Genomic DNA, 14060 nt, shown 5'->3' with positions numbered 1-14060 from the left:
TAGCCTTGCTGGCAATGTTAGCTATCACGGCGGTAACGGTAGTGCGCCTGCACAGTTTGTTCGCGATTATTATGCTGTTCGGCATTTTCAGCCTCTTATCTGCCAGCATCTTTGTGGCGTTGGATGCGGTGGATGTAGCATTCACCGAAGCTGCCGTAGGGGCGGGCGTTTCCACCATCCTCATGTTATCGACGCTGGCAATTACTCGGCAACGCAAACAGCGTTCAAAACACAACCCGTTATTGCCGCTGTTGGTGGTGACGGTAACAGGCGCAATGCTGGTGTGGGGAACGTGGGATATGCCGCCGTTTGGTAGCCCAGATGACCCCATCCATCAACACGTTGCGCCGCGTTTCATCGAGGAATCGCCCAAGGAGGTCGGCCTTCCCAATATGGTGACATCGGTGCTGGCAAGCTATCGCGGCTACGACACGATGGGGGAAGTGACAGTAGTTTTCACCGCATTGGTGGGCGTGCTGGCATTACTCGGTGTGGGGCGGAAATACGTGTTTAGCCCGCCGCAGGATACCGGCTGCAAACCGCCGCGCCCGATTTTGCAGGTGGCGGTTAAACCGCTCATTCCATTTGTGCTGCTATTCGCGCTGTATGTGCAATTCCACGGTGAATATGGCCCCGGTGGTGGCTTTCAGGCGGGGGTGATTTTTGCAGCGGGTGTTATCCTTTACGGGCTGGCATTCGGGATGGAATCTGCCCGTGCCTTGGCTCCCCCTTGGTTACTGCGCCCGCTGGCGGCGTTGGGCGTGCTGATTTATGGCGGGGTTGGCGTGGTGGCGTTACTGAAAGGCGGCAAATTCCTCGATTACAACGTATTGGCGCATGACCCGGTACACGGGCAACACATGGGCATTATTATCATTGAATTCGGGGTTGGCTTGACGGTTGCGGCGGTGATGATGCTGCTTTTTTTTGCTTTCGGCGGACGCGGTAACGCAGACAATGCAGCACAGGAGGATAACCAGACATGAATCTGTTTGACCAGTTTTTGGGGCATTACAATTATTGGGTGGTAATTTTCCTGATGATGACCGGCTTTTATGCGGTCATCGCCAGTGACAATCTGATCAAGAAAATCGTCGGGCTGAATATTTTCCAGACCGCTGTTTTTATCCTCTATATTTCGATGGGCAAAATCATTGGCGGTACTGCGCCGATTGTCGTGACCCAAACCGCCGAACAAGCCGCTAATCCGGTGGTGTATTCCAACCCCTTGCCGCATGTGTTGATCTTAACCGCGATTGTGGTCGGCATTGCCACCACCGCATTGGGCTTAGCCTTGGTTATCCGCATTAAGGAGGCTTACGGCACGATCGAGGAAGATGAAATCCTCGCAAAGGATGCTGACGCATGATGGAAACCTTCGCGTTTTACCCGCATCTGCCGGTGTTACAAGTGGTCGTGCCGATGCTGGCAGCCCCCCTCTGTTATCTCTTGATAAAACCTCGGCTGGCTTGGCTGTTTGCCACCTTGGTCAGTTGGCTGACCTTTGCAATGGCGGTATTGCTGTTGCTGCAAGTCAGTGACGGTACGCTGTTGCAATACAATATCGGTAACTGGGAACCGCCGTGGGGCATTGCCTATAACGTGGATCGCCTTAATGCCTTTGTGCTGCTGATTGTCAGCGGGATTGCCGCTGTGGTGTTTCCGTATGCTTGGCACAGTGTGCAAAAAGAAATTCCAGCCAAACAACAGACGCTGTTTTTCACCGCAATGCTATTGTGTTTGGCGGGCTTGCTGGGCATGACCATTACCGGCGATGCCTTTAATGTGTTTGTCTTGCTGGAAATTTCATCCCTATCCAGTTACACCCTGATTAGTTTGGGGAAAGACCGGCGGGCACTGACAGCAGCATTCCAATACCTGATTATGGGGACAATCGGCGCAACCTTTATCCTCATTGGCATTGGCTTGCTGTACATGCTGACCGGCACGCTGAATATGGCGGATTTGGCAGCACGTTTAGTGGACGTACAATCGTCGCGCACCATGCAAGCGGCATTGGCGTTCATCGTGGTGGGGATAGGTTTGAAAATGGCAATGTTCCCGCTGCATTTGTGGTTGCCGAATGCGTATGCGTATGCGCCGTCAGTGGCTTCGGCATTCCTCGCGGCAACGGCTACCAAGGTCGCGGTGTATGTACTGCTGCGTTTCCTGCTGACGATTTTCGGCGTAGCGTTTGTGTTTGAGGCGATGCAGGTGCAATACCTGTTCCTGCCGCTGGCAGTCACGGCGATGGTGTTTGCCTCGGTCGTGGCAATTTTCCAGCAAGATGTGAAACGCATGTTGGCGTATTCGTCGGTAGCGCAACTGGGGTATATCCTGTTGGGGATTGCGCTGGTAAATGTCACCGGCTTGACCGCGACCTTGCTGCATTTGTTTAATCACGCCCTGATGAAAGGCGCGTTGTTCATGGCGTTGGGGGCAATCTGCCTGCGGGTCGGGGTTGCCACCGTTGACAGCATGGCAGGGTTGGGTAAGCAAATGCCGTGGACAATGGCGGCATTTGTGGCAGGTGGTTTGAGCCTGATTGGCGTGCCACTGACGGTGGGTTTCATTTCCAAATGGTATTTGATTCTGGCGACGCTGGAACGCGGCTGGTGGCCGTTGACCGTGGCGATTCTGGTGGCTTCGCTATTGGCAGTGATTTACATCTGGCGCGTGGTGGAAGCAGCATATTTCAAGGAACGCCCCGCTGATGCCAAGCCGGTCAAAGAAGCCCCGTTGGGGATGCTGATTCCGACGTGGTTGCTGGTGCTTGCCAATGTGTATTTCGGGGTGCAAACCGATTTGACGGTTGGCATTGCCCAAGCCGCTGCCACTAGCTTGTTGGGAGGTGCGCCATGATGTTGGGGCTGTCATCCGAACAACTCATGCTGTTGGCTCTCATCCTGCCCCTGTTGGGTGGGGTGGGGATTCTGTTAAGCGGGCGTTTCCCGAATGTGCGCGAAGGCGTGACCTTGACCACCGCCATCGCGGTATTGCTGGTGGTATTCAGTTTGATTCCGGCAGTGTTAGCGGGGCAACGCCCTAGCGTGACCTTGCTGGAAGTGTTGCCGGGCTTGAGCCTTGCGTTCAAACTCGAACCCTTAGGAATGTTATTTGCGGCGGTGGCAGCGTTTTTGTGGCCGATCAACTCGCTGTATTCCATCGGCTATATGCGTGGCAACCAGGAAAAACACCAGACACGCTTTTACTTCTTCTTTGCAGTGGCAATTACCGCCGCGTTGGGGATTGCGTTTGCGGGTAACTTGCTGACGCTGTTCATTTTCTACGAAGTATTGACGCTTTCGACCTTCCCGCTGGTAGCACATAAAGGCACGGAAAAAGCCATGCAAGCCGGGCGGGTGTATCTGGGCATTTTGATTACCACCTCGATAGGCTTGCTATTGCCTGCGATTATTTGGACATGGCAAGTCAGCGGCACATTGGATTTTGTCCCCGGCGGCATCCTGTCCGGTAAGCTGGAAGGCGGCTTGCTGCTGGTGTTGCTGTTCCTGTTTATGTTCGGGATTGGTAAGGCAGCACTCATGCCGATTCACCGTTGGTTGCCTGCGGCGATGGTAGCACCCACGCCAGTCAGTGCCTTGCTGCACGCGGTAGCAGTGGTGAAAGCCGGGGTATTCAGCGTGGTGAAAATCGTCATGTACATATTCGGGCTGGATACGCTGCAAACCTTGCCGAATGTGGAATGGTTGCTGTACGTCGCAGCATTTACCGTGGTGCTCGCCTCATTAATTGCCTTGCGTCAGGATAATCTCAAGCGGCGGCTGGCATATTCCACCATCGGGCAACTCGGTTACGTGGTATTGGCAACGGCTATCCTTGCCCCTATTTCCATCGTCGGGGCGGCGTTGCACATTGTGGCGCACGCGGTCGGCAAAATTACCTTGTTCTTTGCGGCGGGTGCCATTTATACCGCCAGCAAAAAAACCGAAGTTGGACAACTCGACGGCATCGGCAAACGAATGCCCTGGACAATGGCAGCGTTTACCCTCGGCGCATTGTCGATGATTGGTGTGCCGCCTGCGGTGGGCTTTATTTCCAAGTGGTATATCGTAATGGGCGCGTTCCAGACCGAACAATGGCTGGCATTGGGCGCAATTGTGGTGTCGACCTTGCTGAATGCGGCGTATTTTCTGCCCATTATTTTTGCGGCATTTTTCAAAGAGGAACAACCGGGTGGTAAGGATCATGGCGAAGCCCCGTTCCCGGCAGTGCTGGCACTGTGCATTACTGCTGCGTTGACCTTTTTGCTGTTTTTGTTCCCTGATATACCGCTGGCTCTGGCGCAACAGATTGGCGTGGAGGTGCGTTAATGGATAACGAATCCAATAAACATTGGCTGTATCGCAAGAAAAACCTGCCAACCTTATGGGGAATCCAGATAGCGATTCTGGTGCTGGCGGTATTGCCGGAATTTTTTGTGCATCATCACCCCCACTTCGAGCAGCAAGGCATTGGCATTGATGCCACTTGGGGCTTTTTCGCGTGGTATGGCTTTTTGACTTGTACCGCAATGGTAGTCGGGGCGAAATTGCTGGGCATTTTCCTCAAGCGCAAGGATACCTATTACGATGACTGAAATGCTTGGCTCAATTCTGTTACCACCGGGGCTGGTGTTAATCATTGGCGCGTTTTTGCTGCCCTTGGTGGAAGGCAAGTTACGCGCTGCCTTGGTGCTGACCCTGCCCTTGCTGACGCTGGCGTTGGTGTGGCTGATTCCTGATGGCAATCACGTGCAGATTGCGTTTCTGGATTACAGCTTGCAGCCGGTGAATTCGACCGCCGAGGGCAGACTGTTTGCCACGATATTTTCGATTATGGCGTTTGCGGGTGGTTTGTACGCGCTGAAAACGGCTACCTTGACCGAATTGAGTGCGGCGTTTGCATATGCTGGTTCGGCAATTGGGGTGACGTTTGCGGGCGATTTAATCACGCTGTTCATTTTCTGGGAAATGATGGCACTGGGTTCCACGATGGTGCTGTGGGCAAACACGGCAGCTAATCCCAAGGCGTATAAGGCAAGTATCCGTTACTTGCTGGTGCATCTGTTGGGCGGCGTGGTGCTAATGAGCGGGATTGTGGCGTATGTGTTTGAAACCGGTTCGACCGCATTTACCGCGATGCAGGCGGATAGCGTCGCCACTTGGCTGATTTTGGCAGGTTTTTTGGTGAATGCCGGTGCGCCGCCGTTGTCGGCGTGGATTGCGGATGCTTACCCGGAAGCCAGCCCCAGCGGCATGGTATTCCTGTCGGCATTTACCACCAAAACGGCAGTATTCGTGCTGCTGGTGGGCTTCGCCGGTACCGAAATCCTGATTTACATCGGGTTGTACATGGTGTTCTACGGGATTATTTACGCACTCTTGGAAAACGATATGCGCCGCATTTTGGCGTATAGCATTGTCAATCAGGTCGGTTTCATGGTGACAGCCATTGGGATTGGCTCGGAAATGGCGTTGAATGGCGCGGCGGCACACGCTTTCGCCCACATTATTTACAAAGCGTTGCTGCTCATGTCGGCTGGCAGTGTGTTGCTCATGACCAGCAAGCGCAAGTGTACTGAGTTGGGCGGCTTGTTCCAGAGTATGCCGGTGACGGCGATCAATGGCATTGTTGGCGCATTGGCGATTTCGGCGTTCCCATTTACTTCCGGGTTTGTAACCAAATCGCTGGAAACCTCAGCAGCCGCTTACGAGGGGCTGGTGTTCGTGTGGTTTATGTTGCTGGCGGCATCAGCGGGGGTATTCCTGCACGCGGGGATCAAATTCCCTTGGTTTGTGTTTTTCCAGAAAGATTCGGGAATGCGCCCACCTGATCCGGCAGCGAATATGCGTTGGGCAATGTGGTTGTTTTCGTTCCTGTGCATTGCAATTGGGGTGTATCCGCAAGCGTTGTATAGCATTCTGCCCTATGCGGTAGATTATCAGCCGTATACCGTTGACCATCTGGTAACGCAATTCCAGTTGCTGTTGTTTGCCGGGTTTGCGTTCTTTGTGTTGCTACCGATGATGAAGCGTACTTTGACCATTAGCCTGGATTTTGACTGGTTCTACCGCCGTTTTTCCAAAGTGGTGGGCGATGAATTCAGCGTCAAAACCGGCAAGGTGTTTGACCGGCTGGAAATGCAGGTACGGGGCGGGGTGACGGGATTCATCCAGCGTTTGCACCGCCATCACGGGCCACAGGGAATTTTGGCACGGACATGGCCAAGTGGCGCGATGGTGTTGTGGGTAGCGGTGATGTTGGTGGCTTCGCTGGTGTTGTATTACGTGTAGCTAGGTAGCATTTCCAACCTTGCCGGAAACATTACGGATAAATCGAAATACCACTATGTGCTAACCTCCAAGACTCTACACCATCAGCGAGGATGCACGAATGCCCAAAACCAAACCATCACTCACCGCCCAAGTCGTCATTGCCATGTTACTTGGCATTGCCGTCGGCTTACTCCTCAATGTCAGCGGGTTAAATGCCGCTGGCAGTTTTGTGAATGAATACATCGTCAATGGTTTATTCAAAGCCGTCGGCACCTTGTTCATCAATGCGCTGAAAATGCTGGTTGTACCGCTGGTATTGTTCTCGCTGATTTGCGGCGTTTGCGGCATTGGCAACCTCAGCACCTTGGGGCGCGTCGGGGCGAAATCCTTCGGTTTGTATTTATTCACCACCGCGATAGCCGTCGCCACTGCCGTTATTTTCGCGCTGACCGCAGGCATCGGGCAAGGGATGCAAGCCAGTACGGATGCTGCTTTCACCGGCAAAGATGCTCCGCCGCTGCTGGACGTATTCACCAATATCGTCCCCACCAACCCGATTAATGCAATGGCGAATGGCGAAATGTTGCAGGTGATTTTCTTCGCGATTCTCGCCGGGATCAGCATTCTGATGGTCGGCAAAAAAGCCAAACCACTGATTGAAGGCGCGGAACTCGCCAACGAAGTCATGATGAAAATGGTCAGCATTGTGATGGCAGCCGCCCCCTACGCCGTGTTCGCACTGATTGCCAAAGCAATGGCGGAACTGGGTTTTGAATTACTCAGCGTCCTTATTGGTTATGTGCTGGTGTTGGTCGCCGCACTGATGTTCCACCTGTTCGGCACGATGATGCTGCTGTTGAAAGTACTCACGGGACTTAGCCCGCTGCGCTTTATCAGCAAGATGCGCAATGTGCAGGTCTTCGCTTTTAGCACTGCCAGTTCCAACGCCACCATTCCTGTCACCTTGCGTACTGTCACCGAACGCTTGGGAGTCAACAACTCTGTTGCTTCGTTCACCGTGCCGTTTGGCGCAACCATCAATATGGATGGCACGGCGATAATGCAAGGCGTGGCAACCGTGTTTATTGCGCATGTCTACGGTGTTGACCTGAGCACCAGCGATTACATGTTGGTGATTGCCATGGCGGTATTGGCTTCGATTGGCACTGCCGGTGTGCCGGGTGTGGGGCTGATTATGCTGTCAATGGTGTTTGTGCAAGTCGGCTTGCCGGTGGAAGGTATCGGCTTGATTCTGGGCGTTGATCGCTTGCTGGATATGATTCGCACCGCTGTGAATGTGTCCGGTGACGCAGCCGTATCGGTGATTGTGGCGAAAAGCGAAGGCAAGTTAGACACCAGCGTTTACAACGACCCAATGGCGGGCGTTACCAAGGGTGACATTGTGCTGGACGAAGCAGTGGAACGCGAGTTGGCGGAAATGGTAGCAAACACACACGCCCGCAAGAATTGAATAATTTACACCCTGCATAACACCATTCAATGTGGTAACATCAATCACTATCAATTAATGCACTCTTTTCGTGCATTAATATCCTACCCCCGTTCCTTCGGCACGCACTGAGCTTACTCCCTCATAAGTGCGTGTCTTTCGCCGGATACTGGCTCACAACCTGTATCTGTTTGCTTTCAAGTGCCCATTCATCAACGGGCATCACGCAGAGGAGAGTTGTTATGACACAACCTATTAAAATGACTGCCAATCAATTATTGGCTTCTGACCATCAAAAACCGTTCAAGGTGTATGCTGCTCGGCATCTAGAACGTATCCCACAAGTGCAGGCATTACCCGCTGACATGCGTTTCGATATGCAGGTAATTGCTAATGTATTACCGTTCCGCGTCAATGATTACGTGTTGGAAAACCTAATCGACTGGGGAAATATTCCCGATGATCCAATGTTCCGCCTACTGTTCCCGCAACGGGAAATGCTGGCAGAGGACGATTTCAGCCTGATTGCCGATTTAATGAAACGCCAAGCCCCCGCCGAACAATTGGCGCAAGCAGTCGAAATGGTGCGCACCAAACTCAACCCCCACCCTGCCGGACAAATGGAGCTGAATGTTCCGATTTTCCATCGCGAACGTGTGCAGGGCTTGCAGCATAAATACCGCGAAACCGTGCTGTTTTTCCCCAGCCAAGGGCAAGTCTGCCATTCGTATTGCACTTTCTGTTTCCGCTGGCCGCAATTTGTGGGCGACAAAGATTTGCGCTTTGCCAGCAAGGAATCCGATGAACTGTTGCGTTACCTCAAACACCACACCCAAGTGTCCGACATTCTGTTCACGGGTGGCGACCCGATGGTGATGAAAACTGCCAATTTTGAGCCGTATTTGCGCGGCCTGCTCAAGCCGGAACTGGCACATGTGCAAACCGTGCGCATTGGCACCAAGTCATTAAGTTTCTGGCCTCAACGTTTTGTCACCGACCCGGATGCGGATGATTTATTGCGTTTACTGGAATCCTTGGTCAAAGCGGGCAAGCATGTCGCGATCATGGCGCATTACAACCACTGGCGTGAACTGGATACCCCAATCGCACGTGAAGCCATTCGCCGTCTGCGGGATACCGGCGTGGTCATCCGCAGCCAAGGCCCTGTACTCAATCACATCAATGCTGATGCTGAAGTTTGGGCGAAAATGTGGCGTGAACAAGTGCGTTTGGGCATTGTGCCGTACTACATGTTTGTGGAACGTGATACCGGCGCACAGCATTACTTTGAAGTGCCGCTTGCCAAGGCATGGGAAATTTACCGCACCGCAATGCGACGAGTCTCTGGTTTAGCGCGTACGGCGCGAGGCCCTTCCATGAGTGCCAGCCCCGGTAAAATCGAGATTCAAGGGGTAGCGGAAATTCGCGGTGAAAAAGTATTCGTGCTACGGTTTATTCAAGGACGCAATCCCCAGTGGGTGCAAAAGCCATTTTTTGCCAAGTACGATGAACAGGCGACTTGGCTGAATCACCTTAAACCAGCGTTTGGTGCAAAGCAGTTTTTCTACGAGGCAGAATACGCCGACATGATTGCGCACCGTCAGGAAATTCTCACCGAGCTGGAAGGGGAGTGCTGAACCCATGACCCCAGATGACCATCAACCGTATATTGTCCTGTTGAGTATTCACGGTCTGATTCGCGGGCATAACCTCGAATTAGGGCGCGATGCGGATACCGGCGGACAAACCAAATACCTGGTGGAGCTGGCGCGTGCTTTGGGTGCGAATGCGCAGGTGGGCAGGGTTGACCTGCTCACCCGCCGCGTTGATGACCCGGCAGTGAGTGCCGATTATGCTCAACCTCGCGAAACACTCAGTGATAATGTCCAAATCGTGCGCATTGACTGCGGCGAAGCGGGCTATATTCCCAAAGAACAACTCTGGGATTCGCTCGACAGCTTTGCCGATTCCACACTGGAATACCTTAAACAGCAAGCGCGTTTGCCCGACATCCTCCACAGCCATTACGCCGATGCCGGTTATGTCGGGGTACGCCTTACCAGTTTACTCGGCATTCCGCTGGTGCATACCGGGCATTCCTTGGGGCGCAGCAAACGCCGTCAGTTACTCGCCGCCGGTCACAGCAAAGAAGCCCTCGAAACCCGTTACCACATTACCCGCCGCATTGAAGCCGAAGAAACCACCCTCGGTGTTGCCGAACGGGTCATCACCAGCACCCAACAGGAAGTACAGGAACAATACGCCCTGTATGACCATTACCGCCCCGAACACATGCGGGTGATTCCGCCGGGAACAGACTTACAGCAATTTTACCCGCCGCAAACCGACTCACCCGCAAGCCCGATGCAGGCTGAACTGGCACGTTTCCTGACGCAGCCAGACAAACCCATGATTCTGGCACTGTCACGCCCTGACCCGCGCAAGAATATTGTGGAATTGGTGAGTGCCTACGGCGAATCCCCCGAACTTCAGCAATTGGCGAATCTGGTAATTGTGGCAGGCAATCGTGATGACATCCGCGATCTTGACAGCGGAGCGCAGGAAGTTCTCAGCGACATTTTACTCACGGTTGACCAATACGATTTGTATGGCAAAGTCGCCTACCCTAAACATCACCAAGCCCACGATGTGCCGGATTTGTACCGGCTGGCGGCTGCCAGCAAAGGCGTATTCATCAACCCTGCGCTCACCGAACCGTTCGGGCTAACCCTGATCGAAGCCGCTGCCAGTGGTTTACCGATTGTGGCAACCGATGACGGCGGCCCCACGGATATTATTGGCAACTGCCGCAACGGCTATCTGATTAACCCGCTGGATCGTGCCGATATGGCTGCCAAATTGTTGCAAGTATTAACCAGCGACCAACAAGCGTGGGAAACGTTAGCGCAACAGGGTTTACAGGGTGTACGCCACCATTATTCTTGGCAAGCGCATGTGGAAAAATACTTGGCGGAATTGCGCCCCCTGATGGCACGTACCGAAGCAACTGCCGCTGCCGAAACACCTCCTCCTGTAACCCTCAAACGCCGCAAGCAATTGCACCATGACCGCGCCCTGTTTTCTGACCTCGACCAAAACCTGTTGGGCAAGCCGGAAGCACTCGCGCCCTTCCTCACGGCTTTGCAAGACAATCGCCGCTGTGTGTTGTTTGGCATTGCCACCGGGCGGCGGCTGGATGCGGCGATCCAGCTCATGAAACGCCACCGCATTCCCTTGCCGGATGTGCTGATCACCAGTTTAGGCACAGAAATTTATTACGCGCCGAATCTCTTCCCCGATACCGCGTGGGAACGCCATATTGATCACTTGTGGAATCCGCGCATTATCCGCCGGGTGCTGGATGGGCTACCGGGGCTGGAACCACAAGCCAAGCGCGATCAAAGCCGCTTCAAAATCAGCTATTTTATTAACCCAGAAATTGCCCCCGATCTTCAGCAGCTTAACAGCCTGTTGCATCAAGAAGGGCAAGCCGTCAATGTCGTGCAATCGTTTGGGCAATTTCTGGATATTATTCCAGTACGCGCTTCCAAAGGGCTGGCATTGCGCTGGGTTGCCGATCAACGTGATATTCCGCTGGAACGCATTCTCGCGGCGGGTGGTTCAGGCGCAGATGCCGATATGTTGCGCGGCAATACGCTGGCAGTAGTGGTGGCTAACCGTCACCATGAGGAATTGTCCGAACTGGTGCAAGAAGGGGTAAATATCTTTTTTGCCACTCGCCCCTATGCTGATGGCATTTTGGAAGCGATTGAGCATTACCAGTTTTTCCAAAGTTGTGAGGTCAGCGCATGACACCCAAGCAACCCTTACTGATTTGCACTGACCTTGACCGCACCCTGATCCCCAATGGTGCAGAGCCAGAATCGCCACGCGCGCGGCGCTATTTCCGGCAACTGGCGGCATTGCCCAATATTACCTTGGCGTATGTCAGCGGGCGGGATCAATCACTGGTGCGTGATGCCATTCACACCTACGACCTGCCCTTACCCGACTTTGTGCTGGGGGATGTGGGCGCAACTATCTACACCTGTGACCAATGGGACTGGCAAGCGTGGGACGCATGGGCAAACCACATTGCCCCCGACTGGAACGGGCATAGCCGTGCAGCACTGGCAGCGTTATTGCAGGATTTCCCCCTGTTGCACTTGCAGGAAGCCAGCAAGCAAAACACCTACAAACTGAGCTATTACCTCGACCTTGCGCTTAACCACCAGCGGGTCATTGATGAGGTGCAAATGCGCTTGTCCACACACGGTATTCGTGCCAGTTTAATCTGGAGCATTGATGAGCCTGCCAATATCGGTTTGCTCGACATCTTGCCCGCCCGTGCCAGCAAGCGTCACGCGATTGAATTTCTGATGGCACAACAAGGTTTCAGCCTGCAACAAACGGTGTTTTCCGGTGACAGTGGCAATGATTTGCCGGTGCTGGTCAGCCCGATTCCGGCGGTGCTGGTCAACAATGCCAGCGCGGAATTGAAGCGCGAAGCCCTGCAAATGAGCCGTTTGAGCGGTGTTGTCGATGCCCTTTATCTCGCGCAAGGTGGCTGGGCAGGCATGAACGGGCATTACGCCGCCGGTATTCTGGAAGGCATTGCGCATTACCACCCTGAGATTCTTGCCCCATTGGAGTTTCGGTGACTCACCGTTTAATATGGATGTGCTACTACCAGACCGCTATACTGAGAGCAACTCTTGAGGACTCACCAACAGGAAACCGTGTTATGTCAATCGCAGAAATACTACCCAGTGTGATTTCCCTGCCCCATGCCGATAAATTCCGACTCGTACAATTATTGCTGGAACAATTGGCAAAAGAAGACGGCATTGCCTTGCAATCCCCGCCAGATCCCCAACCGTTCAACCCTCGCCAGTTTTTCGGGGTTGCCCACAGTTCCCGGCAGGAAGTGGATGCTTATCTGGCAGATATGCGCGAAGGGTGGCAATGATGCCATCTTTGCTTGATACCAATATCATTATTTATTACTTCAACGGCATGACGGACGATGAAGGGATTCACACACTGTTAGCAACCAGCTTCAATATTTCCATCATCACCAAGATTGAGTTTCTGGGCTGGAGTCGCTTTGCTACGGATGCCGAACTGTACGAAAAAGCCAAAACCTTTATCAGTAAAGCCAGAGTCTTGGGCTTAAGTGATGAAATCGCAGAAAAAACCACCTTGCTGCGTCAGCAATTCAAAACCAAGACACCTGACGCAATCATTGCAGCGACCGCTTTGGTGAATGGGATGAGCGTTGCCACTAACAATAGCGATGACTTCAAACGATTAGGCGTAGAAACGGTTTCTATCGCGGTAAAATCAAAACCAACAGCGTAAATAGCCTACGAAGAAATTTGCTTCTCATTAACCTCCCAATTGGAGTTATCCCCATGACAGCAAACTCAACAATATCCGCCCCCCGCTTACGCCCGTTGATTTTCGGGGAAGTGCTGTTTGATCGCTTCCCGGATGGCACATCTGTTCTCGGTGGCGCACCGTTTAATGTGGCTTGGCATTTACAGGCTTTCGGGCAACAACCGCTGTTGCTGTCCTGTGTCGGTAAGGATGCCTTGGGTGAACAATTGCAAGCCGCGATGCAGGCATGGGGCATGGATCAAAGCGGGTTGCAACTTGACCCGCATCACCCTACTGGTGTGGTGGATGTGCAGTTTCACGACGGTGAACCGCAGTATGAAATTGTGCCAGACAGTGCATGGGATTTTATTCGCCAAGAACATTTACCCGCGTTACCCGCCAATGCCCTGCTGTATCACGGCAGTTTAGCCTTGCGGCAGCCAGTTTCTCGCACAACTTGGGAACATCTGTCACAACAGCCTGAATTACCGCGTTTTATTGACATTAATCTGCGTGCGCCCTGGTGGGATGCCCCAAGCATTGCGCCGCTGTTACGCCATGCCACGTACCTCAAACTCAATGCCGATGAATTGGCAACCCTCATCCCGCAAGCCGCCGACACCGAAGCACAAATCCAGCAGTTGTTTGCTGATTCAGCATTGCAATACCTGATTCTCACCCAAGGAGCGGCGGGGGCAATGGCAATCGCCGCCAGTGGGGAACGCTGGCACGTTGCACCGGAACACACCACCCACATTGTGGATACCGTTGGTGCGGGCGATGCCGTCAGCAGCGTGGTGCTGTTGGGCTTGTTAAACGGCTGGGGAATGGCGCAAACTGTGCAACGCGCCCAACAATTTGCCAGTGCGGTGGTGGGTTTGCGTGGGGCAACAACCCGTTCGATGGCGTTTTACCAGCCGTTTATTGACGCATGGCAATTGACATTCTGAGAT

At 53.3% G+C, this 14060-nt stretch carries 13 protein-coding genes; all 13 read left to right on the top strand.

The features are described 5' to 3' along the window. Positions 1-14 precede the first annotated feature (14 nt). Entirely contained in the window at positions 15-986 is a 972-nt protein-coding gene (locus L2Y54_RS08655; protein WP_236502010.1) for a DUF4040 domain-containing protein, read from the top strand. Next, positions 983-1369 (top strand): cation:proton antiporter subunit C, encoded by a 387-nt coding sequence (locus tag L2Y54_RS08650; protein ID WP_236501433.1) that lies wholly within the window; start codon positions 983-985, stop codon positions 1367-1369. The genes L2Y54_RS08655 and L2Y54_RS08650 overlap by 4 nt, the downstream gene beginning before the upstream one ends. Further along, the gene (locus L2Y54_RS08645; RefSeq protein ID WP_236501432.1) at positions 1366-2862 is read left to right on the top strand and encodes a monovalent cation/H+ antiporter subunit D family protein; all 1497 of its coding nucleotides are present in this window, start codon (positions 1366-1368) and stop codon (positions 2860-2862) included. Before L2Y54_RS08650 ends, L2Y54_RS08645 begins: the two co-directional genes overlap by 4 nt. Continuing rightward, complete coding sequence (locus tag L2Y54_RS08640) at positions 2859-4334, top strand: proton-conducting transporter transmembrane domain-containing protein (protein WP_236501431.1); 1476 nt, start codon at positions 2859-2861, stop codon at positions 4332-4334. The genes L2Y54_RS08645 and L2Y54_RS08640 overlap by 4 nt, the downstream gene beginning before the upstream one ends. Continuing rightward, positions 4334-4600 (top strand): hypothetical protein, encoded by a 267-nt coding sequence (locus tag L2Y54_RS08635; RefSeq protein WP_236501430.1) that lies wholly within the window; start codon positions 4334-4336, stop codon positions 4598-4600. Before L2Y54_RS08640 ends, L2Y54_RS08635 begins: the two co-directional genes overlap by 1 nt. Further along, positions 4593-6296: a Na(+)/H(+) antiporter subunit D gene (locus tag L2Y54_RS08630; RefSeq protein WP_236501429.1), complete on the top strand. Its 1704-nt coding sequence runs from the start codon at positions 4593-4595 to the stop codon at positions 6294-6296. Before L2Y54_RS08635 ends, L2Y54_RS08630 begins: the two co-directional genes overlap by 8 nt. Before the next feature lie 100 nt (positions 6297-6396). Next, positions 6397-7749, top strand: a complete 1353-nt coding sequence (locus L2Y54_RS08625; RefSeq protein ID WP_236501428.1) for a dicarboxylate/amino acid:cation symporter — start codon at positions 6397-6399, stop codon at positions 7747-7749. A gap of 221 nt (positions 7750-7970) precedes the next feature. Further along, positions 7971-9365, top strand: coding sequence for a KamA family radical SAM protein (locus tag L2Y54_RS08620; protein WP_236501427.1), 1395 nt, complete (start codon positions 7971-7973; stop codon positions 9363-9365). 4 nt (positions 9366-9369) lie between these two features. Beyond that, a complete protein-coding gene (locus L2Y54_RS08615; protein ID WP_236501426.1) occupies positions 9370-11541 on the top strand; it encodes an HAD family hydrolase in 2172 nt (723 codons plus the stop codon). Then, positions 11538-12389: an HAD-IIB family hydrolase gene (locus tag L2Y54_RS08610; RefSeq protein WP_236501425.1), complete on the top strand. Its 852-nt coding sequence runs from the start codon at positions 11538-11540 to the stop codon at positions 12387-12389. Before L2Y54_RS08615 ends, L2Y54_RS08610 begins: the two co-directional genes overlap by 4 nt. 83 nt (positions 12390-12472) lie before the next feature. Further along, positions 12473-12697 carry a hypothetical protein gene (locus tag L2Y54_RS08605; protein WP_236501424.1) on the top strand — a complete coding sequence of 75 codons (225 nt, stop codon included), beginning with the start codon at positions 12473-12475 and terminating at the stop codon, positions 12695-12697. After that, on the top strand, positions 12694-13089 hold the full coding sequence (locus L2Y54_RS08600; protein WP_236501423.1) for a type II toxin-antitoxin system VapC family toxin: 396 nt from the start codon (positions 12694-12696) through the stop codon (positions 13087-13089). The genes L2Y54_RS08605 and L2Y54_RS08600 overlap by 4 nt, the downstream gene beginning before the upstream one ends. A gap of 53 nt (positions 13090-13142) precedes the next feature. Then, the gene (locus L2Y54_RS08595; protein WP_236501422.1) at positions 13143-14057 is read left to right on the top strand and encodes a carbohydrate kinase family protein; all 915 of its coding nucleotides are present in this window, start codon (positions 13143-13145) and stop codon (positions 14055-14057) included. The last annotated feature ends 3 nt before the right edge of the window (positions 14058-14060 follow it).

The organism is Thiothrix winogradskyi (assembly GCF_021650935.1).
Lineage (GTDB): Bacteria > Pseudomonadota > Gammaproteobacteria > Thiotrichales > Thiotrichaceae > Thiothrix > Thiothrix winogradskyi.
This window is presented reverse-complemented; position numbering and strand designations above follow the sequence as displayed.

Bases quoted from the DNA above. Each gene is read 5' to 3' on its own strand.
- L2Y54_RS08655 (WP_236502010.1), top strand. From the start codon at position 15: ATGTTAGCTATCACGGCGGTAACGGTAGTGCGCCTGCACAGTTTGTTC.
- L2Y54_RS08650 (WP_236501433.1), top strand. From the start codon at position 983: ATGAATCTGTTTGACCAGTTTTTGGGGCATTACAATTATTGGGTGGTA.
- L2Y54_RS08645 (WP_236501432.1), top strand. From the start codon at position 1,366: ATGATGGAAACCTTCGCGTTTTACCCGCATCTGCCGGTGTTACAAGTG.
- L2Y54_RS08640 (WP_236501431.1), top strand. From the start codon at position 2,859: ATGATGTTGGGGCTGTCATCCGAACAACTCATGCTGTTGGCTCTCATC.
- L2Y54_RS08635 (WP_236501430.1), top strand. From the start codon at position 4,334: ATGGATAACGAATCCAATAAACATTGGCTGTATCGCAAGAAAAACCTG.
- L2Y54_RS08630 (WP_236501429.1), top strand. From the start codon at position 4,593: ATGACTGAAATGCTTGGCTCAATTCTGTTACCACCGGGGCTGGTGTTA.
- L2Y54_RS08625 (WP_236501428.1), top strand. From the start codon at position 6,397: ATGCCCAAAACCAAACCATCACTCACCGCCCAAGTCGTCATTGCCATG.
- L2Y54_RS08620 (WP_236501427.1), top strand. From the start codon at position 7,971: ATGACACAACCTATTAAAATGACTGCCAATCAATTATTGGCTTCTGAC.
- L2Y54_RS08615 (WP_236501426.1), top strand. From the start codon at position 9,370: ATGACCCCAGATGACCATCAACCGTATATTGTCCTGTTGAGTATTCAC.
- L2Y54_RS08610 (WP_236501425.1), top strand. From the start codon at position 11,538: ATGACACCCAAGCAACCCTTACTGATTTGCACTGACCTTGACCGCACC.
- L2Y54_RS08605 (WP_236501424.1), top strand. From the start codon at position 12,473: ATGTCAATCGCAGAAATACTACCCAGTGTGATTTCCCTGCCCCATGCC.
- L2Y54_RS08600 (WP_236501423.1), top strand. From the start codon at position 12,694: ATGATGCCATCTTTGCTTGATACCAATATCATTATTTATTACTTCAAC.
- L2Y54_RS08595 (WP_236501422.1), top strand. From the start codon at position 13,143: ATGACAGCAAACTCAACAATATCCGCCCCCCGCTTACGCCCGTTGATT.